This is a genomic window from Austwickia sp., from assembly GCA_016699675.1.
Taxonomy (GTDB): Bacteria; Actinomycetota; Actinomycetes; order Actinomycetales; family Dermatophilaceae; genus Austwickia.
Map to the genome: position 1 here is coordinate 3580718 of CP064985.1, position 22162 is coordinate 3602879.

Sequence of the window (22162 nt, forward strand, 5' to 3'; positions counted from 1 at the left end):
CGGGTGGCCCGGCGACGAGCTCCCGCTGGCCGGTCGACCGCGCCGCGTCCCCGGTCTACGCGCCCTGGGCCTGCGTGTTCTCCTCCACGGCGGTGATGCCCCGGTCGGGAAGGCCCTTGGCGGCGTGCTGGTCGAGCCACCACAGGGTTTCGAGGATGCCCCGCGCACGGGCCGCCGGCGGAGCGCTGGCGTCGGGGGTGCAGGACAGCGCACGACGTACGGCGTCGGCCCGTTCGGCCCCCATGCCGAGCAACCACACCCGCGCCGACCCCGTGATGGTCGGCATGCTCATGGTGACCCGCAGCCGGGCGGGCGCAGGGGCGTCCCACACGGGAACGACCGCGTCAGTCAGGCTCAGGCTCCGGTCCTCGGGGTAGAGGCCCGCCGTGCTGGCGTCCTCGCCGACCTCGAGAAGCACCAGGTCGAACATGGGCGTCGACCGGCCGTGCGGGGCGTACTTGCGGAGCTGCTTGGCGTATTGGGCCGCCGCCTCGTCCGGGTTCTCGTCGTTGGGACGGTCCGGGCCGGGGACGGGATGGATCCGCTCGCGGGGGACGCCGATGCGATACAAGCCGGCGGAGCGGGCGCGGGTCTCATACCGGCCCACCGATCCCTCCGGCAGGTAGCGTTCGTCGGTCCACCAGATGTGCACCTTGTCCCAGTCCACTCGGTGCTTAGCCACGGAATCCGCAAGCGCCTCGACGACCGCGTCGATGACCACCCCGCCGGAGATGGCCACGTGCGCGGCGGAGACCCACTCGTCCTTCAGCCGAAAGGCCAGCGCGTCGACCACCCGCTGCGCGGCGATCTTCGCCAGGGAGTCCACCGAGCCAGTGACCAAGGCGTGCGGGGCCCCCGGCGTACTACTGAGCAATCCAGGCCCGACCACGCCCTCACCTCTTCCTCCAACGCGCGGCCCCCGGCACGCGCGAAATGTCCACGTTCGCCACATCGGCGCGAACGGGGCCCGCGTGAGCCCGAACGCGAAACACCTAGAACGGAACTGGCGGGGCGGCCGGGTCGCCGGGTCGCCGGGGGCGGTAGGCCGCGGGATCGGCGGCCGTACGCCCGAGCCCGCTCAGGTCTGGACCGCGATCTCGTCTCCTAACGTGAACCCCCGGCTGAGCCGCAGCTCGTCGCCACTCCAGAAAAGTCCGGGGTCGTAGAAGCTGCTCGGCATGCCGTTGTCAAGCAGGCCCATGGCCTCGTAGGTCACCGCCACGACTTCGGCGCAGTAGGCCTCCCGGGCGTCCATCGGGGCCGGCGCCAACCGCCCTGGCCGGCCGGGCAGCGGCCACCGCCGCGGGTCGGCCAGGCGACCCGCCCGGCCGCGCAGCCAGCGGGCCGTGAGCCGCGCGGTGGACGGGAACGGGGTACCGTCCCACTGGGCGATGACCCGCAGCAGCGCGTCCTCCTGGGCCCGGTCCACCTCGGGCGAGAGCTGGCGCAGCCACGCCTGCTGGGCGTAGCGGCCGGTCCACTGGTCGACGGCCGCTCGCAGGTCGTGCAGCTGTACCCCGCGCTGATGGGCCCCGGCCCACACGTCGTACAGGCCCTTGCCCAGCTCGGCGTGCCACATGAGCGGCGGCAGATCGTCGAGGACCACGGCCATGCCGACGTGGTTGACCGGCGCGTTCGTCGCCACCCGGATGGCCCGGTCGGCCACCGTGCGGCCGCGGAAAATCCAGATGTCCCCGGTGCGGGTGACCTCGGCGGCGTGGTCCAGGCGGATAGTCGACGGGGGAAGCGGCATGGGCTCAGTGTGCCAAGGCTGGCGGGGCGTACCCTGGCGCGATGGCGAGCCGCATCCCCCGAGACCGCACGAGAAGCCGCCGCCTGCTGCGGCACGCGCTGCAGGCGCTGGGCATCGCGGGGCTGGCCGGCGTGGCGGCGACCGGGGTTCTGGTCGTTCGCGATCAGCGGCGCCGCGCGGTGCTGACGCCGGAGGAGGTGCGGGAGCGGCTGCGGGCCCGGTACGCGGAGGCGGAACACCCGCAGCGTGCAGAACCGCAGGTCACTGACTCGTAGCGCACGGATCATCGCGGATTCGTAACGCGCGGATTCGTGCCCAGGGACGCCGAAGCGGCCGCGGCCCCGACGGGCCACGGCCGCTCCTGACACTCGACCTGCGCCGGCGTCCGCTCGGCGTTCGAGCGGACGCCGGCGCCGATCACCCCTGGCGCGTGCCGGGGTGACCCCGTCGGATCACGGGATGACGAGCTGCTGACCGACGTTGATGAGGTCCGGGTTGGCGATGCCGTTGGCGGTGGCGATCTTCATGTACTGGCTGCCGTCGCCGTAGTAGCGCTCGGCGATGGCCCACAGGGTGTCGCCGTCCTGGACGGTGTAGGTCTGCTGCGCTGGCGCGGCGGGCGCGGGCGCCGGGGCGGAGACCGCGGGCTCGGCCGGGGCGGCGGGGGCCGGGGCGTCGCCATCGGCCGTGTCGGTGCCGGTGGACCAGAGGGCCTGGCCGTCGCCGCCATACACCACCACGTTGCGGTCGTCCTGCAGCTCCAGGCGGGCCCCGGAGTTGCCGTTCGTGCCCGTGGACCACTTCGCGTCGCCACCGGAGTAGAGCACGACGTTGCCGTCGTCCTGCACGCTGAGGCGGTCGATGCCCTGCCCGTTGGTGCCGCTCGCCCACACGACGTCGCTGCCCTGCTGAAGGACGAGGTTGCCGTCGTCCTGAAGCGCGAGGACGAACTTGCCCGTGGAGGACGACAGGCTCTCCCCGCGGTTCAGGCCCTGGCCTGCGGACAGTGAGTTCATAAAGGATCTCCCCTGGAGTCTTGGGCCGGTGGCCACGCGGGACCGCATGGCTGCGCCGTGGTCCCGGCGCGTGACCCACGGCGAACGTAACATCGGCTCTGGCCTCATGCCATCCCATGTCCGATTTGCCACGATCACTCGCCGGCTGCGCCCGTTAACGGGGTGACCAGTCAGTTTGTCGCTCCCGCCGGGGGGCGCCGGTGCGCGGCTGACGGCCCGGGGCGGGTGCGTCGGGTAGGGGAGCGCCGACGCTCACGCCGACCTGCGCCCACGCCGCGCGGACCGCCTCGGCGACCTCCCCGTCGCCGTAGCGGCGCTTGGCGGCGGCCTCGGTGGCGGCGGCGAAGCGCGCGAAGTCGGCGTCCTTGGGCAATCCGCCGGCGGTCAGCGTGTCGAACCAGATCCGCCCGGCCCGTTCCCAGGCGTGCCCGCCGAGTGCCTCGGCGAGCAGGTAGAACGCGCGGTTGGGGATGCCGGAGTTGACGTGGACGCCGCCGTTGTCTCCCGAGTCGTCGTGCGGCATCTCCCGGTAATCGCGCATGTGCGCCGGCTGCGGGTCCTTGCCGAGGCGCGGGTCGTCGTACGCCGTGCCGGGGGCATTCATGGAGCGCAACGCGACGCCCTGCACGCCGGACTCGAAGAGTTGCGCTCCGACCAGCCAGGACGCCTGCTCGACGGTTTGACCCAGCAGGTACTGCTCGGTCAGCACACCGAAGACGTCCGAGATTGACTCGTTGAGCGCGCCCGGCTGGGCGAGGTAGATCAGCCCCGCCGTGTATTGCGTGAGCCCGTGCGCCAGTTCGTGCCCGATGACGTCGACCGAGTCGGTGAAGCTGCGGAAGATCACCCCGTCGCCGTCGCCGAACACCATCTGGTCGCCGTTCCAGAAGGCGTTGTCGTAGCCCTGCCGGAAGTGCACGCTCGCGACGAGTGGGAGCGCGCGGCCGTCGAGGCTGTCCCGGCCGTAGACGTCCCTGAGGAGGTGCCAGGTGGCGCCCAGCCCGTCGTACGCCTCGTTCGCGGACTCGTCGCCCACCGGCCCGCCACCCTCCGGGCGCACCAGATCGCCGGGCAGCGTAGAGCGGTGCTGCGCGTCGTGAACGCGCCGCTGCGGCGTCGCCGCGGCCGGTGGCCCGGGGGGCGCCGGCTTAGGGGCCTCCTTGCGGCGCCGCGCCTGGTCGAGGTCGGCACGCAGCGTCCGGTCGTCCTCGTGGCCGATTTTCTCCAGGAGGTCGATCGGGACGATCCCGCGAAGCCCCGCGCCGCCCTTCTCGCTGCCGCCCCGGTCGTCGTCCGCGTGGTCGTCCCCTGCCGGCCCGGCGTCGAGGTCGGGGGAGCGCGCGGGGTCCGGTCGGGGCGCTCGCGCGGCGCGAACCTCCCGCTGGGACCGCATGGTGGCCTCCACGCGCAGCGTGTGTGCGGCGCGTTCGGCGACCTCGCCGTCGCAGTGGGTCGCGACCGCGTCGAGGAGGTACGGCGGGAGGATCGAGCAGTACGTCGTCATGCCCACCACTGTGCCGCTCGGCACCGACAGCGGAAAGCACTGTCCGACAACGGAAAAGCAGGGCCACGCGCAAGGGCAAGCTGGGGCACTTGCCACGCAAAGGGCCAAGCGCATCGACATAATGTCCGTGCCGCGGCACAGGCATTATGTCGGTAGCGGGGCGAGGCCACGCCGGGCGTGACGACGAGGCGGGATCGAAGGGGGTCAGACGCGGCTGGCCGGGCGCCCGGCGGCCAGGAAGGCGCCGACCTCCTCGGCGAGTCGGAGGCCGTGGGCGTGCGCGACGAGGGCGGTCGGGATGCACCGGGCCGCGCTCAGGGAATGCGGGCCCATCTCTCGGCGCGCCGCGATGTCGGGCAAGACCAACAGGGACTCGGGCGCGCCGGGGAGCGCGTCGAGCTGGCGCCGGGCCCCCGGGGACGCCGCCGTACCGTCCTCCACGGAGGACACCACCAGGACGCGGCCGAACCCGGCCGCCACGTCGACGTTGGCGGCCGAGGCCACGCTGCCATCCAGGTAGCTGTCGGAGCCGATCCGGACGGGCGGTCGGCGACCCGGCGCCGCCGTACTGGCCGCCGCCGACTCGGCCAGCGTGCCCGTCCGCGCGAGGACGACCCGCTCGGCCGTCTCGGCGTGCACCGCGACGATCCACAGCGGCCACGCTGGCCAGTCGGCGCTTCCGACCAGGTCGCGGACCCGCTCGCGGTGGTCCACGACCTCCGGCGCGGTCCGCGCGAAGGCCGCCACGGCCGCGCGATGCGCGGCAGGGCTGCGATGCCGGACCCCGAGCCAGGCGAGCTGGGCCATCGCCTTGGCAGGCATCGCGCCGGTCTCCTGCACGCCGTGCTCCAGCAGGTCGCGGTGCTGCGCCTCGGGCGTCAGGCCCGCGGCGGCGCGGGCGGCCACGATGGCCCCGGCGGACGTGGCGATCACCGTGCGGTCCCGCGCGCCGGTGAGGATGCCGGCGCCGCCCTCGGCCAATCCCGCCAGGATCCCGGTGAGCCAGGCGCGGCCGGTCAGCCCGGTCCCGCCCAGCACGACCGCGAGTCCGGACCTGCCATAAGTGCTCATGCCTCCCTTAGTACCTGCTCACCTGACGTAATCTGCGGCGCCACCCCGGTCGGATGACGAGACGCGCCGATTGCCGCGTGGACTCGCGCGCGGGCGCTGTGGCACGCTGACCACGTGTTCGTCACTGCCGCGCGCGTGCCCGCCCCGTCTGGGCGACTTCTTCGCCGCCGCGACGGGGCCTGATCGACCGGGCCGTCCCCGTCGCGGAGAGCGCCGCTGCCCTCGCCACGTGCAGCCCTGGCAGGCCTGGAGCTTCGAACCGCAAGGCCACCCAGGACGAGGAAGACACGAGACGATGAAGAACAACCAGCAGCCCTCCGGCATGCCGATCGTGAAGTACCGCAGCTTCGAAGAGGTCATCCCCACCAGGCTGGCGGACCGCACCTGGCCGGACCGCGTGATCACCACGGCCCCGCGCTGGTGCGCCGTCGACCTGCGCGACGGCAACCAGGCCCTCATCGACCCCATGAACGCCGAGCGCAAGCTGCGGATGTTCCAGCTGTTGGTGCGGATGGGTTACAAGGAGATCGAGATCGGGTTCCCGTCGGCGAGCCAGACCGACTACGACTTCGCGCGGTTGCTGATCGAGGACGGGCACATCCCCGATGACGTGACCATCCAGGTGTTGACCCAGGCGCGGGACCACCTGGTGGAGCGGACATACGACGCCATCGCCGGCGCGCACAGCGCCGTCGTGCACTTCTACAACTCGACGTCGATCCTGCAGCGCGAGGTCGTCTTCCACACCGACGTCGACGGGGTCACCGATATCGCCGTCCAAGCCGCGCGGCTGTGCCGCAAGCTGGAGCAGCAGATCCCGGACACGAAGATCACCTACGAATACAGCCCAGAGTCGTTCACCGGCACTGAGCTGGCTGCCGCTGTCTCGGTCTGCAATGCCGTCATCGAGGAGATCGACCCGCGGCCGGACGCGCCGATGATTATCAATCTGCCGGCCACGGTGGAGATGGCCACGCCGAACGTCTACGCCGACTCGATCGAATACATGCACCGCCACCTGGCCCGCCGCGACTCGGTGATTTTGTCGCTGCACCCGCACAACGACCGGGGGACCGGCGTCGCCGCGGCCGAGCTGGGATATCTGGCCGGGGCCGACCGCATCGAGGGCTGCCTGTTCGGCAACGGCGAGCGCACCGGCAACGTCTGCCTGGTGACGCTGGGGTTGAACCTGTTCAGCCAGGGCATCGACCCGCAGATCGACTTCTCGGACATCGACGAGATCCGGCGTACGGTCGAGCACTGCAACCAGTTGCCGGTGGGGGAGCGGCACCCGTACGGCGGGGATCTGGTGTATACGGCGTTTTCGGGGTCCCACCAGGACGCCATCAAGAAGGGCTTCGAGGACATGGAGCGCCGGGCTGCCGCCGAGGGCAAGTCCATCGACGAGCTGGTCTGGGGCGTCCCGTACTTGCCGATCGACCCGCACGACGTCGGCCGGTCGTACGAGGCCGTGGTGCGGGTCAACAGCCAGTCCGGTAAGGGCGGCGTGGCGTACCTGATGAAGTCCGAGTACGGCATGGACCTGCCGCGGCGCCTGCAGATCGAGATGAGCGCCGTCGTCCAGCGCAAGACCGACACCGAGGGCGGCGAGGTCGGCGCGGCCCAGATGTGGTCGATCTTCGCGGACGAGTACCTGCCTGGGACCAACGAGGGCGCGGCCGCGTGGGGTCGCTTCGCGCCGGTCTCGTCGAAGACCACCTCGGACCCCGATGGTCGGGACCACGTCGAGGCGGTGGTCACCGACCGGGGTCGCCAGGTGACGTTGGATGGCCACGGCAACGGGCCGATCGCGGCGTTCATCGACGGGCTGCACTCGTACGGGATCGACGTGCGGGTCCTCGACTACTCCGAGCACGCGCTGAGCTCGGGCGGGGACGCGCGGGCGGCGTCGTACGTCGAGTGCGCCGTCGGCGACCGCGTCCTGTGGGGCGTCGGGGTGCACGCCTCGATCGTGCGGGCGTCGTTCATGGCGATCCTGTCGGCGGTCAACCGGGCACAGCGCTCGGAGTCCGAGGCGGGCCGGGGCATGTCCGGCGTGGGTCAAGAGGGCACGGCGATCAGCCGCCCCGGCGGCGGCCCCTGACGCCGTACGGCGCCTCCCCCCGCCCCCAACCCTGCCTCCGCTCCGGGCCCCGGCCCCGCCCCCCAGCCTGACGAGAGTTCACTCGCATCAGGGTGGGTGAACACCTACGAGCTGGAGGGTCCACCCACCCTGAGAGGAGTCGACACTCCTGGCGGTACGTGTCAAGGTGTTTGGGACATTTAGGCCGCTTCGGAAGTGTGGGAAGCGGAGCTGGTCTGGATGCTGGCTGGCGGCTGGTTGATCCAGGCCTTGGTCGGCACCTTGGGTGCCTGGGGGCGGCCGCCCGGGAAACGGTCGGGACGGGCCCGCCAGGCCGCGTCCAGGGTCTCTTGACGGGTCCGGCGTTGATCGCGCCAGGTCCCGTCATGGACGGAACAAGGGGTGTACAGCCCGATCCCGCAATGCCGGTGATGCTGGTTGTAGTAGCCGGCGAAATCGCGCATGAATATTTGCGCGTCGATCAGCGACCCGAAGTCGTCGGGGAAGGCAGGACAGTACTTGAGGGTTTTAAACGCCGCTTCGGAGTAGGGATTGTCGTTACTGACCTTGGGTCGCGACAACGACCTGGTGATATCCAGCGCCGACAGGAGCTGCGCGACGGTGCCCGAGGTCATCGGGCCGCCATTATCCGAATGAATGTATCGAGGCAGGACGCCGCGGTTCGCGCGGATCGCGGCATCGATGAAGTCGCGGGCCAACACCTTATCCTCACGGGTATGGACTTCGACGTGAATGATTTTCCGGGAGTAGATATCAATCATCACGTACGCGCTGTAGTACACCCCCTTGCTCGGGCCCTTGAGTTTGGTGATGTCCCAGCTGAACACCTGATCGGGGCCGGTAGCCAGCAGCTGCGGCTTGACCCGCGAGGGGGTGGGAAGCGACCGCCCGCCGCTCACGAACTTGCTGGTGAGCACGCAGGATTCGGTACATCGTGGATACCGAGCACAGGTACCGGCCCTCGTCCAGCAGCGTGGCCCACACCTGCGCGGGGGCCTTATCGGCGAACCGGTCGCTGTTGAGGACCTCCAGCACAGCAGCCGTCTCAGCGGGGCTCAACGCCGAGGGCATCACCTTGGGTTTGGGCGCCCGAGACGGTCCGAACGGTTTCCTGTCCCGGGCCCGCCACCGATACACACTCGAGCGGGCAATCCCGGTCAACGCCGACGCAGCGCTGGTCCCGGCCAGGGCCTCGATCGCCTCGAACGCGGGCCACAGCACCGCGGTCACTGCTGCTTTCCCGGCGCGCTCTTGGACACCGTCTCCAAGAGCGCGTGTGCTTTTCCCATGACCTCCAACATCGATTTCGTCATGTCCAACTCGGCCTGCAACCGCACATTCTCGGCCTCTAACTGGGCCTGCCGCGAACGGTCCCGGCTCGGGGTCAGACCCGCAACCGGGGTATCCCGCAAACGGCCCTCCTCGACCGCTTTGCGCCACTTCTGCACATGAGAGTCATACAAACCCTCACGACGCAAAATCGCGCCCCGCGCCCCGGACCGTCCGCCGCGTCATACTCCTGGACCACCGCCGCCTTAAACGCCGCCGTGAACCTACGCCGCGAAGACCGCGCCGGCCGATCCGCCTGACTCATCGTCACCGATCCATCTGCTCTCTCGCCCCGTCAACCACCACACAACCGGACCCACCGGCTGTCCCACTGCACCTTGACAGACAGGGTGGCGCCGGCGGCGCCGCGGGGGATGGGGGGAGTGCCGCGGGGCGATGGGGGGAGTGCCAGGCGGGGCCGGGGCGATGGGGCGGACCAGACGGGCCGGGGCTGGGGCTCTGCCTATCCACACCCCCTCGGCTACGCACAGGTTCTCGGCGAGGTCGGGGGCGGCGTTTGTCGGGCCCGCACACTGCACCCATGGACCTCGCCACCTTGGCCACGACCTGCTTCATCGGTGCCAGCTACGGACTGCGCAGCACCGCGGAGCTGCGCCAACGCGGCGTCGAGAAGGAGGCGCTCGCGAGCCTGCTGCGCCACAACGTGCTGACGCGGGTGACGACGGGCTACTTCGCTCTCGCCGACCCGCGGCTGGAGCCGCTGGCGGCGCAGGTGCGAAGGGCCCGAGCGCTCGAGCTGCGATACGGGCACAGGGTCATGGCCAGCCATCACCTCGCCGTCGCGATGCGGGGACTTCCTCTGCGTTCCCTCCCGACCGAGCTGGTCCACCTCACCTACCGACATGGTGGGCGCTATCGGCGGCGGTCGGATCACATCGTTCACGCCGCGCCCTCGGGCTTGGTCGTCGCCCGTGTGTCAAGGGACAGTCGGAACTGCCCAGTGGCGGACATGAAAGCTGCCCGCTGACGGTCACGAGATCTGCCCGGTGGTGGCCACGGGATCTACCCAAGGGGGTTGTGGCCACCACCGACCAGGGTGGTCAGTTCAACGGGCTCACCCCTTGACCGGCGAGTGCTTGGGTGAGCCGGACGCTGTCGCCGCTGGTCTGGCAGACGTGGGCGTGGTGGAGCAGTCGGTCCACCGTGGCGGTGGCCAGCGTCTTGGGCATCAGCTCGTCGAACCCAGAGGGGTGGAGGTTCGAGCTGATCGCGACTGACCGCTTCTCATAGGCGGCGTCGACGAGTCTGTAGAGCCCCTCGGCGGCGTCCGCGGCGACCGGCAGCAGGCCGATGTCATCGACGATGACCAGGTCGGCGCGCAGGACCCGGGCGATGGCCTTGGTGACAGTGTCGTCCGCACGGTGCCTTCGGAGTAGGACGCCGAGGTCTTCCAGGGTGAACCAGGCGACCTTCAACCCGGCCTCGACGGCTTGCTGGCCAAGGGCCTCCAGCAGGAACGTCTTCCCGGTGCCCGACGGGCCGCAGACCACGAGGTTCTCGCGGCGGTGGACCCATTCCAGGGTGCGGAGCGCCTGCTGGGTCGGGACTGGGATCGAGGATGCCTCGGGCTGCCACGCGTCGAAGGTCTTCCCGGTGGGGAAGCCCGCCGACGCTCGCCGGGTGACAAGTGCGGAACGCTCCCGGCCGGCGACCTCCTCGGCGAACAGCGCCTTCAACACCTCGGCGGGCTCCCAGCGTTGGGCTTTCGCGGTTGCGACGACCTCGGGTGCGTGACGACGGATGTGCGGCAGCCGCAACCGGCGCAACAGCTCCTCCAGTTCGGCTGGCAGCGGCGGTGCTGACGCCGTGCTTCTCGTCGTCATCGGGCCACCTCGTTCCCGTCGCGGCCGTCGTGCTGGCCGACCTGTTCACCGAGCCGTGCCCATGCGCTGGTGCCCTGGGTCAGCGAGGAGTCCTCGCTGGCCCGGTGCTCACCGGCTTTCGGTGCTCGGGCGTGGTGGTCCAGGATCGAGGACAGGTCTGCTTCGGCGAACCGGCCGTGCACGGCGGCGTGGCCCAGTGCCCAGTCGACCTCGACGGGGTCGAACAGCTTAGCCAAGCTGAGGGCTTCGGCCATCTTGACGCGCATCCGTGGTGTGCCTGCGGCGGCGGCCTCGATCAGCCACAACCTCGCGCCCTCGCCCAGGTCGAGGAAGTCGGACTCGGCCGGGTTCTTCGCACGGGGCTGGCGGTCCAGTGGCCCGGACGGCTGGGCTGGGAAGTGCTCGTCATCGATCTTCGGGGTGCCGGGTGTGGCCCGGCGGTGGCGGGCGACTTCGAGGGGACCGTCCTGGCCGACGTGGACGATGACGACCCACTCGTCCTCGCCGACACCATGGGCACGGACCCACACCGTCGCACCCAGCAGGGCATGCGGGACCGAGTACTGGCCGGACTCGAACATCACCATCGGTGTGTTGCCCGGCACCACCCGCGTGGTGCCGAACGCGACCGTGTGCGGGGTCATCGGGACCGGGTGCAGCCGGACCCGTTCCTCGGCGAGCATCTCGATCGGTGGCCGACGAGTGACCCGGTGCGCTCGGGTGTTGACCTTCTCGCAGAACTCCACGCACGCCGCCTCGAGCTCGGCGAACGAGGCGTACCCCTCGCGCAGGTTGGTGTCCTTGGGGACCAGGTCGGCCTTGCTGATCTTCACCGACGACTCGGTGCCGCCCTTGGACGCCGGATCGGCCGGGACGCAGGTGTGCACGACCATCGAGTAGTGCTCGGCGAACGCCACCAGCTGCGGATTCCGCACCGGAATTCCGGCGATGTGCTCGACCGTGACGGTCTTCTCGTTGTCGGTCAACACATAGGTCGGCACCCCACCCAGCCGCCGGAACGTCACGTCCAGGGCAGCGAACACCGAGGGCATCGTCTTGTCGCGGATCGGCAACACGACCCGGAACCGCGACCAAGCCAGCCAGGCGACGAACAGCACGGTCTTGACGCCGTCGACGACGGGGCCATCGCCGTAGTCGTACTGCAACCACATCCCCGGCTCAGTCACCCAGGGACGGTGCACCCGCACGTGTCCGGCCCGGTAGGACTTCTTGACCTTCGCGACCGCACGGCGGGTGGTGCGCTCCGACCCTCCGTAGCCCAGGGCGAGCAGCTTCTCGTGCGCCACATCGGCACGGACCTTCCCGACCGACCGCTCGACCCACTCCTCGACCTTGGGCAGATACTCATCGATCAACATCGGCCGCACCGCCGCCGCCGGCAACTCCCCGCCGCCAGCACGGCGATCCACGTACCGCTTCACCGTGTGGTGGGAGCAGCCAGCCAGCTCGCCGGCATCGCGCAACGAACCTGTTAGGTCGTAGGCATCCAACATTTCCATGATCTCCTCGGCAGACTTCAACTCATCCCTTCCTCGGGAGCGATAGGGCGCATCAGCACCGCTCATCGCACCCGAGGAAGGGGCCTCAACCGCGCAGGTCGGCGAGGCAGACGACGTCGTGTCGGGCAGATCCCATGACCGTCAGTGGGCAGTTCTCACGTCCGCCAGCGGGCAGCTTCGTGGCCGTCTCCGGGCAGTTTCTCGTGGCCGCCGACACCCGTGGTCCGATCCCCCTCGCCGAGGCGTTGATCCAATGCGGCTCGACGTGGGGGGAGGAGGCCTTCGTCGTGCCGGCCGATCAGGCCCTGCGACAGCGGCTCGCCAGTGTGTCGGACCTGCTCTGCGCGATTGAGGCCCGGGCCGAGGCGCCCCGCCACCCTCTCTTGCTCCACGCCGTCAGCAGGCTCGACGCCAAGAGCGAATCGCCGGGGGAGAGCCTGCTGAGACTGCGGCTGCGCGACCTCGGCTACCCGGTGACGAGCCAGGAGTGGGCGACTGTTCAGGGTCGTCACTACCGGATCGACCTGGTGATTCAGGGCACTCGGGTGGCGGTCGAGTTCGACGGGATGATCAAGTACGCCGACCGGGCGGAGGCAGCCGCCGCCAAACGCGCAGAGAAGGCCCGCGAAGAGCTATTGCGCTCGGACCATTGGGTGGTCGTCCGGTTTCAGTGGGCCGAGCTGTTCCGGATCGAGGAGATCCAGCGGCGCATCCTCTGGGCGCTGGACCAGGACCGTCGGCAGCGAGCGGCCTAAGACGCGACGCCCGATCCGGGGCAGCCCGTCGAATAACCCCTCCCTTTCCCCGTCGGGAGCCAACTGCTCTAGGGGTGGGTGGACCCCCACGCTCGCGGGAGTTCACCCACCCTCAGGGGAGTCAGCTCTTCCGGGGCGGAGCGGGTGGGACGAGGCGGTACGTCGGGGTGGGGCTGCGGCTCAGCGCACGTCGCGGGGGCGGAACTGGACGCTGATGCGCGGACCGACCGAGGCGTCCACCTTCGGGATGGCGTGTTCCCAGGTGCGCTGGCAGGAGCCACCCATGACCAACAGGTCGCCATGGCCCACGACGTACCGCAGCGAACCCCCGCCCCCGCGCGGCCGCAACAACAGCGGTCGCGGCGTGCCCAGCGAGACGATCGCCACCATCGTGTCCTCGGTCCGGGACCGGCCGATCGTGTCGCCGTGCCAGGCCACCGAGTCGCGCCCGTCCCGGTAGAAACACATTCCCGCGGTGGTGAAGGGTTCGCCGAGCTCGGGGGAGTAGTACGTCGTGAGGGCGTCCCGCGCGGCCGTCAGCACCGGGTGCGGCAGCGCCTCCGCGGCGCCGTAGAAGCGCAGCAGCCGCGGGGTGTCGACGACGCGGTCGTACATGCGGCGCCGCTCGGCCTGCCACTCCACGTCGTCGCGCAGCTGCGCGAACAGGCCGTCCGAGCCGGTCAGCCACCCAGGCCGCAGGTCCACCCAGGCCCCGGCGGACAGCGTCGTCCGGTGCACGGCCCCCGCCAACTCGCGCAGCCCAATCGCGTCGTCGAGGTCCAGGAGGGATCCCTGCAGGGCGGTCATGCCCGGCATCGTACACCTGTACGAGCCCACGCGCCCGTCGACCCGTCCCGACGCGACGGAGTTGGGCGATCGTCCGGCACGCCACGCGGATGTACCCAAGGTTGTCGCCGCGGCCAGGCAGAATGGCGACGTGCCCCTGTACCGCGAGGCCGCGATCGTGCTCCGCACCCAGAAGCTGGGGGAAGCGGACCGCATCGTCACGCTCCTCACGCGCGAGCGTGGCCTGGTGCGCGCCGTGGCCAAGGGGGTCCGCAAGACCAAGTCCCGCTTCGGCGCCCGGCTGGAGCCCGCGATGGTCGTCGACGTCATGTGCTACGAGGGCCGCAACCTCGACACGGTCACCCAGGCGGAGACGATCGCGCCGTACGGCGACGCCATCGCCCGCGACTACATCGCCTGGACCGCCGCCACCGCGATGTGCGAGACCGCCGAGCGGCTCACCTCAGAGCGCGATCCCAGCCCGCAGCACTTCCGGCTCCTCGCCGGCGGGCTGGCCAGCCTGGCCAGCCACGACCACGAGGCCGGCCTGGTGCTCGACGCGTACCTCCTGCGGGCCCTGTCGGTGGCCGGCTGGGCCCCGAGCTTCCGGGACTGCGCGCGCTGCGGCGCGCCGGGTCCGCACAAGGCGTTCAACCTCGCCTCGGGGGGGTGCGTGTGCCCGAGCTGTCGTACGCCGGGGTCGGCGGCGCCCGCCCTCGACACCCTGGAGCTGCTCGGCGCGCTGTTGGAAGGCGATTGGGTGACCGCCGACGCGAGCCTGCCCAAGCACCGACGCGAGGGCAGCGGCCTGGTCACGGCGTTCCTGCAGTGGCACCTCGAGCGGGGCGTCCGCTCGCTGCGGCTCGTCGAGAGGACCTGAAGCCATGGCCGTGCAGCCGCCCTTCCCGCACCCGACCGGCGTCCGACCCCCGGCGATCCCGCCGGAGCTGGTCCCGCACCACGTCGCGATCGTCATGGACGGCAACGGCCGCTGGGCCAACCAGCGCGGCCTGCCGCGGACCGAGGGGCACCGCGCCGGCGAGGCGGCGCTGATGGACGTGCTGGCCGGCTGCATTGAGATTGGGGTCAAGCACATCTCGGCGTACGCCTTCTCCACCGAGAACTGGAACCGCTCCGCCGACGAGGTGCGCTTCCTCATGGGGTTCAACCGCGAGGTCATCCGCCGCCGGCGGGACCAGATGTCGGCGATGGGGGTGCGGGTCAAGTGGGTCGGGCGGCGGCCGCGGCTGTGGAAGTCGGTGATCGATGAGCTGCTCGATGCCGAGCGGCTGAGCGGCCACAACACGACCCTCACCCTCAACTTCTGCGTGAACTACGGCGGCCGGGCCGAGATCGTCGACGCCGTGCGTGACATCGTCGAGGAGGCGCGGCGCGGCCGGATCAAGGGCCGCGGCATCGACGAGGCCAGCTTCGCGCGGCACCTCTACGACCCGGACATGCCGGACGTCGACCTGTTCATCCGATCCTCGGGGGAGCAGCGCACGAGCAACTTCCTGTTGTGGCAGAGCGCGTACGCCGAGATGGTGTTCCTGGACACGCTCTGGCCGGACTTCGACCGGCGACACCTGTGGGAGGCGATCGAGATCTACGCGCAACGGGATCGACGGTACGGCGGCGCGGTGGACCGCGCCGAGCACGGGCCGGCTCCGGGAGATCAGGAGGCGGGCCGATGAGGACCCTCGCCCGCATGATCGTCGGACTGCTGACCGTCATCGGAGCCCTGGCCGTGGTGGTGCTCGTCGTCGGGCTCGTCGCGCTGAAGTCCGCGCCGGCCAGCCTCGGCGGTGCGCCGGCCTCGCCCTCGACGTCCTCGGCGCCGGCCGGAAAGGCGGGTGACCTCATCGCCAACAACCTGTCCGCCGACGTCGTGGTGCCCTTCGCCCGGCTGGAGCAGCAGGCCGGCAACGGCGTACGGCTCAGCGACGCCGGCGGCGGCAAGATCCGCGTCAACGCACCGTTCAGCGCGTTCGGTCGGGATCTGCGCGTCGAGACCGACGGGAACATGACCGTGCAGGGCAACGACGTCGTGGTGCAGCCGACGACGCTGCGCATCGAGGGCCTCTCGGCGTTGGACGGCGTCCTGTCCGTGGTTGCGCGGCAGGCGGCGGGCGTGAAGGTCCCCATCACGGACTTGCCCAAGGGTGTGACGGTCAAGACCGTGACGTCGACGAAGGACGGCCTGAAGGCCCACGTCGAGGGCAATGGCGTGCCGCTGCCGGCCTCCTAGCCCCGCTCCGGCACTGCCCCCTGCCCCCGCGGGCGCCGATCTGTCGCCAGGTGGACAACTCGCCGGCCGCTGAGGAGGGGACGGACGTCCGACGTACCGGTTTGCATAGTCATGCAGGGTTCTGAATAATCATCGACATGAGCAAGGTGCTGACGTCCCTACCCGCCGGCGAGAAGGTCGGACTCGCGTTCTCCGGGGGCCTCGACACCTCCGTGGCCGTGGCGTGGATGCGCGAGAAGGGCTCGGTGCCCTACACCTACACGGCCGACATCGGCCAGTACGACGAGCCGGACATCGCCTCGGTGCCCGGGCGGGCGATGGAGTACGGCGCGGAGGCCAGCCGCCTCGTCGACTGCCGCCACGCGCTCGTCGAGGAGGGCCTGGTCGCGCTCGCCTGCGGGGCCTTCCACATCCGCAGCGCCGGGCGGTCGTACTTCAACACCACCCCCCTCGGTCGGGCCGTGACCGGCACCTTGCTGATCCGCGCCATGATGGCCGACGGCGTCCAGATCTGGGGTGACGGGTCGACGTTCAAGGGCAACGACATCGAGCGGTTCTACCGCTACGGCCTGCTCGCCAACCCCAACCTGCGCATCTACAAGCCGTGGCTCGACACCGCGTTCGTCACGGAGCTGGGCGGCCGGCAGGAGATGAGCGAGTGGCTCGCCCAGCGGAAGTTGCCGTACCGAGACAGCCAGGAGAAGGCCTACTCGACCGACGCCAACATCTGGGGCGCCACCCACGAGGCCAAGCGGCTGGAGCACCTGGACACCGGCATCGAGGACGTCGTCGAGCCGATCATGGGCGTCGCGTTCTGGCGGGAGGACGTCGAGATCGCCACGGAGGACGTAACGCTCGGCTTCGAGCAGGGTCGGCCGGTCTCGATCAACGGGGAACGCTTCGAGTCCGCGGTCGCCCTGGTCGACGCGGCCAACAAGATCGGCGGTCGGCACGGACTCGGCATGTCCGACCAGATCGAGAACCGGATCATCGAGGCCAAGTCCCGCGGGGTCTACGAGGCGCCCGGCATGGCGCTGCTGTTCATCGCGTACGAGCGGCTCGTCAATGCGATCCACAACGAGGACACCATCGCGACGTACCACGCCGAGGGCCGCCGGCTCGGCCGCCTCATGTACGAGGGCCGCTGGCTCGACCCTCAGTCCCTCATGCTGCGCGAGTCGCTGCAGCGCTGGGTCGGTTCCGCGGTCACCGGCGAGGTGACGCTGCGGCTGCGGCGCGGCGAGGACTACTCGATCATCGACACCACGGGCCCGGCGTTCAGCTACCACCCCGACAAGCTGTCGATGGAACGGACCGAGGGCGCCGCGTTCGGCCCGACCGACCGGATCGGCCAGCTCACCATGCGCAACCTCGACATCGCGGATTCGCGGTCGCGGCTGGAGCAGTACGTCGGGCTGGGCCTCCTCGGGGCGGCGGGCGAGGGCATCAAAGCCCTCGGCCTGGCCAACACCGACCTGGTCGGCGAGCTCGAGCCCGGCGGCGCGGAGGTCATCGCCAAGCGCCGGGTTCCGGACGGCACGGACGACGAGGCGCTGGACGACGCCGCGATGGAGTTCGGCGCGGACTGATGATCGATCCCGATGCCGTACGCCGGGTGGAGGCGGCCCTGCGCGCCCTCGGCCACGGCGGCGAGGTCCGGCACCTGGCCACCCACGTGCCGACCAGCGCGGCGGCCGCTCAGGTCCTGGGCTGCCCCATCGAGGCGATCGCGAACAGCCTGGTCTTCGTGGCCGACGGCGCCCCGGTCCTCGTGTTGGCAAGCGGCGGCCGCAAGGTCGACACGAAGCGCCTCAAGGCCGCGCTGGGGGCTCGCAAGGTATCGATGGCGGCGCCGGACGTCGTGTTGGCCGCGACCGGGCAGCACGTCGGCGGGGTCGCGCCGGTCGGGCACCCGACGCCGCTGCGCACCCTCGTGGACGCCGCGCTGGGGGACCACGACGTGCTCTGGGCCGGCGGCGGGGACGAGCTCACGATGTTGTCGACCAACCTGCCGGAGCTGTTGGTTATGACCGGCGGGGAGCTGTTCCCGACGGGCTGACGGGCGCAAGTGCGGCTGCGGGTGAGGCCGCGCGAGGGACGGCGGCGCGCAGCGGTCTCTAGGGGCGCGGCGGTTCAGCGGCCGTTCAGCAGGGCCGCGGTGTTCTAGCGGGGGACCGCCCGGACGAGCGCGAGCGCGATCAGCAACAGCACGACGGCAACGCGCAGCAGCCGGTCGTTGAGGGACAGTCGCGACCACGATCCCGCCGCCGTGACGGCGATGCCGACGGCAACGCCACCGACGAGGCTCGCGCCGAGCCAGCCACCGACGATCAACCCGATCGCGACGACGGCGAGGGCGCAGACGCCACTGAGGACGACGAGCCGACGCGCCCGCGCCTGCCGTTGGGCGGCCTCGGGGGAGTCCCCGCAGCAGGCGCGGCTCTCGGCGGCGTCCGACGTGGCAGGCGGACTCAGGTGCTGGTGGGCGTGCTCGGTCACGGTGCCCCAGCATAATCGGGTCACGCTCCGTGGGGCCGGGCGCACCGGACCTCCGGTCGCGGGGATTTGGCGCAGGACTCGGGGGGCGCCGCCGATGAGGGCCTCGTCCGTTCGCACCGTCGAGGAGATCCCCGTGCGCCCGCTCGTCCGCCGCTGCGCGTCCGTCGCCGGCCTGGCCGTGGGTCTGTCGCTGGGGTTGACGGCCGCCACCGGCCCCGACGCGGCGACCGAGCCGGCGCTCGCTGGCCGCGCCGACGCGGTCACCGCGACCGAGCCGGCGCTCGCTGGCCGCGCCGACGCGGTCACCGCGACCGATCGGGCGGCGCGTGCCGAGGACGAGCACGGGCCGACGCCGCAGGTACTCGCCGCCGCGCTGACTCTCGCCGATCGCGTCGGCGCCAGGTTCGGGGGCAGTTATTGGGACGCCGCCGCCGCGCAGATGGTGGTGCGGGTCGCCCCCGGGTCGGCCGGCTCGTCAGGGGCCCCCGCCGCCGGCGACGACGTACGGCTCGAGCCCACGACGTACCCGCTCGCGGAGCTCCGCGAGCTCGCCGCCAGCCTGGCCGCCGACGACCGACCGGACGTCGCGGAGCTGTACGTTGACCCGGTGGCCGGTCGCGTGGTCGTCGCGGCACGACCCGGGCGAAGCGAGCAGCTGACGGCGGGGATCCACGATGACCGCGTCGTGGTCCGTGAGGTCGCGAGCGAGCCCGTGCGGCCCGCGGGCGGTAGCCCCCTGGTCGGCGGCGGCGCGGCGTGCACGATGGGTTTCACGGGCACGCGGCGGGGGGTTCCGGTCTTCCTCACCGCCGGTCACTGCGGTCGCGAGGGGACGACGTTCACCTCGGACGGGCGCTCGGCAGGCCGCATCACGGACGTCGTCTTCCCCGAATCCGACTACGCCGTCGGGGTGTTCGAGGGCAGCGGACCGCGCGGCTCGGTGGCGGCGGGGACCCTGGCCGCGGTGCCGGTCCGCGGCAGCCTGGAGGCGCCGGTGGGCAGCCGGGTCTGTTCGATGGGGTCCTCCAGCGGCTGGGCCTGCGGAGCAATCGTCGCCACGGGCGTCACGGTGCGCTACGGCTCGGGCGCCACGACGCAGTACGTGCGGGGGCTGACCAAGGTGGACGTCTGCCGCAGCGGCGGCGACTCCGGCGGCCCCTGGTTGTGGGGCACCCAGGCCCAGGGCCTGACGAGCGGGGGAGCGGGGCAGCACGGGCCCGGCTGCGCGGGCGCCCAGGGGGACCAGGTGGCGTACTTCCAGCCGATCAACCCGGTCCTCGACGCGACGGGCGTCGTCCTCGACACGGTCGATCCCTGACCTGGTCCCACCGATGTCGGGCGCCTACCCCGGCCTGGGACACTTGGTGGACCATGACGTGCGCACCGGCATCCTCCGCGGCCATGCCCGACCAGGGCGGGTCGACGGCCCATTCCGCGGCGTCTGTCCCAGCGTGCGTGTCAGCGGCAGCGCCAGCGCCCGTGCTCGCCCCGCTGCGGCTCGGCGCCCTGACCATCGACACGCCGGTCGTCCTGGCGCCGATGGCGGGCATCACCAACCGGGCGTTTCGCCGGCTCTGCCGCGAGGCCGCCGCCGGCGCCCGGGGCGCACGCGGCGCCGGGGGTGGCGGGGATGGTGGCGGCGGCGCGGGCGGCGCCGGCTGCCTGTACGTCAGCGAGATGATCACCTCGCGTGCGCTCGTCGAACGTACGCCGATGTCGCTGCGGATGATCACCCACGATCCGGACGAGTCCCCGCGGTCGGTGCAGCTGTACGGCGTCGACCCGGCGACCGTCCGCGCCGCCGTACGGATGTTGGTGGCGGAGGACCGCGCCGACCACATCGACCTCAACTTCGGCTGTCCGGTGCCCAAGGTGACGCGCAAGGGCGGCGGCTCGGCGCTGCCGTGGAAGACCACGCTGTTCCGGGACATCTTGGCCGGCGCTGTGGCCGAGGCGAGCCGCGGCGGAATCCCCGTCACGGTGAAGATGCGGCTGGGCATCGACGACGAGCACCTGACGTTCCTGGAGGCGGGCCGGTTGGCGGAGGCGGAGGGCGTGGCCGCCGTTGCGCTGCATGCCCGCACGGCATCGCAGCACTACTCCGGGCAGGCCGACTGGTCGGCGATCGCACGCCTCAAGGAGGCCGTGACGTCGATCCCCGTGCTGGGCAACGGCGACATCTGGTCCGCGGAGGACGCCCTGGCGATGGTGCGAGCGACCGGCTGCGACGGGGTCGTGGTGGGTCGAGGGTGCCTCGGCCGGCCGTGGTTGTTCGCGGACCTGGCCGCCGGGTTTGCGGGCTCCCCGGAGCGGGCCCGGCCGAGCCTGGGGGAGGTGGGGCGGACGCTGGGTCGCCACGCGCGCTACCTGGTGGACTTCCACGAGGGCGACGAGCTGCGCGCCTGCCGAGACATCCGCAAGCACGTGGCCTGGTACCTCAAGGGTTTCCCCGCCGGCCAGCACCTGCGCAACCGGCTCGCCTTGGTCGAGTCCCTCGACGAACTGGACCGGCTCGTCGCCGAACTCGACCAGACGGCCCCCTGGCCGGGCGCCGACGCCGAGGGGCAGCGCGGGCGGGCGGGCTCCGCGCGGGCGGTGGCCCTCCCCGACGGCTGGCTGCTCAGCCGAGACCTGACGCCGGAGCACCGGGCAACGCTGGCCCAGGCGGAGCTGTCGGTCTCTGGCGGTTGAGGTCGCCCAGGCGGCCCTCTGGCGGTTGAGTTCGAACACGCGGCCGAGTGGGGTCGGCTACGGACCACCAGCCGCGCGACTCACCCCTCGGACGCAGGGGCCGTCAGCGCAGTCCGGCCTCCGCGGCGCGGGCGGCGCCGGTCTCGATCGGCCTGCTCGGGTCGGTGATCCAGTCCGACCAGGAGCCCATGTAGACGGCCGCGGCCTCATCGATGCCGGCGACGCACAGGGCCAGCGCGACCAGGCAGGCGCTCACCCCGGAACCGCAGTAGACGGCGACCGGGCGACCGTTGGTCAGGCCGGCGTCCACGAAGCGTTGCCGCAGCGCGTCCGGCGGCAGGAAGCTCCCGTCCGCGGCGAGCAGGCTCGCGGCGGGCACGTTGATGGCGCCGGGGATGTGGCCGCCGACGGCGTCGATGGACGTGTCCTCGCCCCGGTAGCGCTGTGCCGGACGGGAATCGATGAGCACACCCTCTGCGGCGTACAAGGCGGCGCCCTGGGCGTCGAGGACGCGACCGACGCCGCGGCCGAGCGTGAAGTCGCCCTCCTCGATGTTGCGCAGGCCGGCCTCGATGGGCAGCCGGTGGGCTCGCCACGCGGAGATCCCGCCGTCCAGGACAGCGACGTCGAACTTGCCGAAGTGTCGCAGGATCCACCAGCAGCGCGCGGCGGCGTAGCTGTTGCCCTCGTCGTACACCGTGACCAGGCGGCCGTTGTCGACGCCGCACTCGGCGAGGTCGAGCTCGAAGTCGTCGGGATGAGGCATGGGATGCCGACCGCCGCGGCCGTCCTCGCCGGGCACGCCCGACAGGTCGCGCATGAGGTCGACGAAGATGGCGCCGGGCAGGTGACCCTGCAGGTAGTCGTCGAAGCCCGTGTCCGAACCCAGCGCCCAGCGCACGTCCAACAGGAGCGGGGCGCTGCCCGGGCCGCTGCGCAGGAGCGCGGCGAGCTCCAGGGGTGAGATCAACGGCGGGGAGGTCACCCCCGCACTGTAATTCTGTCAACTGAGAGCCGCCGAGGCCCGCCGGCTAGCCGGGAA

Annotated in this window: 23 protein-coding genes; 11 read left to right on the forward strand and 12 right to left on the reverse strand. The window is 71.4% G+C overall.

The genetic code is table 11. The annotated features are described in order from the left end of the window. Positions 1-55 precede the first annotated feature (55 nt). Positions 56-826, reverse strand: coding sequence for a 6-phosphogluconolactonase (gene pgl / locus IPK37_16350; GenBank protein ID QQS00406.1), 771 nt, complete (start codon positions 824-826; stop codon positions 56-58). Between the two features lie 252 nt (positions 827-1078). Further along, positions 1079-1753: a hypothetical protein gene (locus tag IPK37_16355; protein QQS00407.1), complete on the reverse strand. Its 675-nt coding sequence runs from the start codon at positions 1751-1753 to the stop codon at positions 1079-1081. A 41-nt stretch (positions 1754-1794) separates the two neighbouring features. Here IPK37_16355 and IPK37_16360 point away from each other — a divergent pair, with 41 nt between their 5' ends. After that, a complete protein-coding gene (locus tag IPK37_16360) occupies positions 1795-2028 on the forward strand; it encodes a hypothetical protein (GenBank protein QQS00408.1) in 234 nt (77 codons plus the stop codon). Positions 2029-2205: 177 nt separating this feature from the next. Here the strand turns inward: IPK37_16360 and IPK37_16365 are convergent, their stop codons facing one another. From IPK37_16365 to IPK37_16375, 3 genes are all read right to left on the reverse strand, one after another. Further along, on the reverse strand, positions 2206-2769 hold the full coding sequence (locus IPK37_16365; GenBank protein QQS00409.1) for a LysM peptidoglycan-binding domain-containing protein: 564 nt from the start codon (positions 2767-2769) through the stop codon (positions 2206-2208). 154 nt (positions 2770-2923) lie between these two features. Next, entirely contained in the window at positions 2924-4273 is a 1350-nt protein-coding gene (locus tag IPK37_16370; GenBank protein ID QQS00410.1) for a M4 family metallopeptidase, read from the reverse strand. Positions 4274-4477: 204 nt separating this feature from the next. Continuing rightward, complete coding sequence (locus IPK37_16375; GenBank protein ID QQS00411.1) at positions 4478-5344, reverse strand: hypothetical protein; 867 nt, start codon at positions 5342-5344, stop codon at positions 4478-4480. A 295-nt stretch (positions 5345-5639) separates the two neighbouring features. Here IPK37_16375 and leuA point away from each other — a divergent pair, with 295 nt between their 5' ends. Then, the gene (gene leuA, locus IPK37_16380) at positions 5640-7448 is read left to right on the forward strand and encodes a 2-isopropylmalate synthase (GenBank protein ID QQS00412.1); all 1809 of its coding nucleotides are present in this window, start codon (positions 5640-5642) and stop codon (positions 7446-7448) included. A 179-nt stretch (positions 7449-7627) separates the two neighbouring features. On the opposite strand, the gene IPK37_16385 is transcribed toward leuA, so the two are convergent. Then, on the reverse strand, positions 7628-8365 hold the full coding sequence (locus tag IPK37_16385) for a transposase (protein ID QQS00413.1): 738 nt from the start codon (positions 8363-8365) through the stop codon (positions 7628-7630). A 309-nt stretch (positions 8366-8674) separates the two neighbouring features. Continuing rightward, positions 8675-8896: a hypothetical protein gene (locus tag IPK37_16390; GenBank protein ID QQS00414.1), complete on the reverse strand. Its 222-nt coding sequence runs from the start codon at positions 8894-8896 to the stop codon at positions 8675-8677. Between the two features lie 422 nt (positions 8897-9318). On the opposite strand from IPK37_16390, the gene IPK37_16395 reads away from it, so the two are divergent. Beyond that, positions 9319-9765 carry a hypothetical protein gene (locus IPK37_16395; protein QQS00415.1) on the forward strand — a complete coding sequence of 149 codons (447 nt, stop codon included), beginning with the start codon at positions 9319-9321 and terminating at the stop codon, positions 9763-9765. Positions 9766-9838: 73 nt separating this feature from the next. Here the strand turns inward: IPK37_16395 and IPK37_16400 are convergent, their stop codons facing one another. Next, positions 9839-10621 carry an ATP-binding protein gene (locus IPK37_16400; protein QQS00416.1) on the reverse strand — a complete coding sequence of 261 codons (783 nt, stop codon included), beginning with the start codon at positions 10619-10621 and terminating at the stop codon, positions 9839-9841. Further along, positions 10618-12162, reverse strand: a complete 1545-nt coding sequence (locus IPK37_16405) for an IS21 family transposase (protein ID QQS02957.1) — start codon at positions 12160-12162, stop codon at positions 10618-10620. Before IPK37_16405 ends, IPK37_16400 begins: the two co-directional genes overlap by 4 nt. A gap of 113 nt (positions 12163-12275) precedes the next feature. Here IPK37_16405 and IPK37_16410 point away from each other — a divergent pair, with 113 nt between their 5' ends. Then, positions 12276-12896 (forward strand): hypothetical protein, encoded by a 621-nt coding sequence (locus IPK37_16410; GenBank protein ID QQS00417.1) that lies wholly within the window; start codon positions 12276-12278, stop codon positions 12894-12896. A 180-nt stretch (positions 12897-13076) separates the two neighbouring features. On the opposite strand, the gene IPK37_16415 is transcribed toward IPK37_16410, so the two are convergent. Then, entirely contained in the window at positions 13077-13703 is a 627-nt protein-coding gene (locus tag IPK37_16415) for an alpha-ketoglutarate-dependent dioxygenase AlkB (protein QQS00418.1), read from the reverse strand. Between the two features lie 130 nt (positions 13704-13833). Here IPK37_16415 and recO point away from each other — a divergent pair, with 130 nt between their 5' ends. The 5 genes from recO (at position 13834) to IPK37_16440 (ending at position 17989) form a co-directional block, all read left to right on the forward strand. After that, positions 13834-14562, forward strand: coding sequence for a DNA repair protein RecO (gene recO / locus IPK37_16420; GenBank protein ID QQS00419.1), 729 nt, complete (start codon positions 13834-13836; stop codon positions 14560-14562). Positions 14563-14566: 4 nt separating this feature from the next. After that, complete coding sequence (locus IPK37_16425; GenBank protein QQS00420.1) at positions 14567-15376, forward strand: isoprenyl transferase; 810 nt, start codon at positions 14567-14569, stop codon at positions 15374-15376. Continuing rightward, a complete protein-coding gene (locus IPK37_16430; protein QQS00421.1) occupies positions 15373-15930 on the forward strand; it encodes a hypothetical protein in 558 nt (185 codons plus the stop codon). The genes IPK37_16425 and IPK37_16430 overlap by 4 nt, the downstream gene beginning before the upstream one ends. A 137-nt stretch (positions 15931-16067) precedes the next feature. Next, positions 16068-17519, forward strand: coding sequence for an argininosuccinate synthase (argG, locus tag IPK37_16435; GenBank protein QQS00422.1), 1452 nt, complete (start codon positions 16068-16070; stop codon positions 17517-17519). Continuing rightward, positions 17519-17989, forward strand: coding sequence for a YbaK/EbsC family protein (locus tag IPK37_16440; GenBank protein ID QQS00423.1), 471 nt, complete (start codon positions 17519-17521; stop codon positions 17987-17989). The genes argG and IPK37_16440 overlap by 1 nt, the downstream gene beginning before the upstream one ends. A gap of 104 nt (positions 17990-18093) precedes the next feature. Here IPK37_16440 and IPK37_16445 read toward each other — a convergent pair whose 3' ends face one another. Continuing rightward, positions 18094-18429, reverse strand: a complete 336-nt coding sequence (locus IPK37_16445) for a hypothetical protein (GenBank protein QQS00424.1) — start codon at positions 18427-18429, stop codon at positions 18094-18096. A 94-nt stretch (positions 18430-18523) separates the two neighbouring features. On the opposite strand from IPK37_16445, the gene IPK37_16450 reads away from it, so the two are divergent. Both IPK37_16450 and dusB read left to right on the forward strand, forming a co-directional pair. Continuing rightward, complete coding sequence (locus tag IPK37_16450) at positions 18524-19747, forward strand: alpha-lytic protease prodomain-containing protein (GenBank protein QQS00425.1); 1224 nt, start codon at positions 18524-18526, stop codon at positions 19745-19747. 83 nt (positions 19748-19830) lie between these two features. Continuing rightward, positions 19831-21120, forward strand: coding sequence for a tRNA dihydrouridine synthase DusB (gene dusB / locus IPK37_16455; protein QQS00426.1), 1290 nt, complete (start codon positions 19831-19833; stop codon positions 21118-21120). Positions 21121-21223: 103 nt separating this feature from the next. On the opposite strand, the gene IPK37_16460 is transcribed toward dusB, so the two are convergent. Then, positions 21224-22105, reverse strand: a complete 882-nt coding sequence (locus tag IPK37_16460) for a sulfurtransferase (GenBank protein ID QQS00427.1) — start codon at positions 22103-22105, stop codon at positions 21224-21226. Positions 22106-22162 lie beyond the last annotated feature (57 nt).

Excerpts from the sequence above, each read along its gene's own strand:
- IPK37_16410 (QQS00417.1), top strand. The coding sequence starts at position 12,276 with ATGACCGTCAGTGGGCAGTTCTCACGTCCGCCAGCGGGCAGCTTCGTG.
- argG (QQS00422.1), top strand. The coding sequence starts at position 16,068 with ATGAGCAAGGTGCTGACGTCCCTACCCGCCGGCGAGAAGGTCGGACTC.
- IPK37_16440 (QQS00423.1), top strand. The coding sequence starts at position 17,519 with ATGATCGATCCCGATGCCGTACGCCGGGTGGAGGCGGCCCTGCGCGCC.
- IPK37_16370 (QQS00410.1), bottom strand. The coding sequence starts at position 4,273 with ATGACGACGTACTGCTCGATCCTCCCGCCGTACCTCCTCGACGCGGTC.
- leuA (QQS00412.1), top strand. The coding sequence starts at position 5,640 with ATGAAGAACAACCAGCAGCCCTCCGGCATGCCGATCGTGAAGTACCGC.
- dusB (QQS00426.1), top strand. The coding sequence starts at position 19,831 with ATGCCCGACCAGGGCGGGTCGACGGCCCATTCCGCGGCGTCTGTCCCA.
- IPK37_16425 (QQS00420.1), top strand. The coding sequence starts at position 14,567 with ATGGCCGTGCAGCCGCCCTTCCCGCACCCGACCGGCGTCCGACCCCCG.
- IPK37_16355 (QQS00407.1), bottom strand. The coding sequence starts at position 1,753 with ATGCCGCTTCCCCCGTCGACTATCCGCCTGGACCACGCCGCCGAGGTC.
- IPK37_16450 (QQS00425.1), top strand. The coding sequence starts at position 18,524 with ATGAGGGCCTCGTCCGTTCGCACCGTCGAGGAGATCCCCGTGCGCCCG.
- IPK37_16400 (QQS00416.1), bottom strand. The coding sequence starts at position 10,621 with ATGACGACGAGAAGCACGGCGTCAGCACCGCCGCTGCCAGCCGAACTG.
- IPK37_16395 (QQS00415.1), top strand. The coding sequence starts at position 9,319 with ATGGACCTCGCCACCTTGGCCACGACCTGCTTCATCGGTGCCAGCTAC.
- IPK37_16415 (QQS00418.1), bottom strand. The coding sequence starts at position 13,703 with ATGACCGCCCTGCAGGGATCCCTCCTGGACCTCGACGACGCGATTGGG.
- IPK37_16430 (QQS00421.1), top strand. The coding sequence starts at position 15,373 with ATGAGGACCCTCGCCCGCATGATCGTCGGACTGCTGACCGTCATCGGA.
- IPK37_16365 (QQS00409.1), bottom strand. The coding sequence starts at position 2,769 with ATGAACTCACTGTCCGCAGGCCAGGGCCTGAACCGCGGGGAGAGCCTG.
- IPK37_16360 (QQS00408.1), top strand. The coding sequence starts at position 1,795 with ATGGCGAGCCGCATCCCCCGAGACCGCACGAGAAGCCGCCGCCTGCTG.
- IPK37_16375 (QQS00411.1), bottom strand. The coding sequence starts at position 5,344 with ATGAGCACTTATGGCAGGTCCGGACTCGCGGTCGTGCTGGGCGGGACC.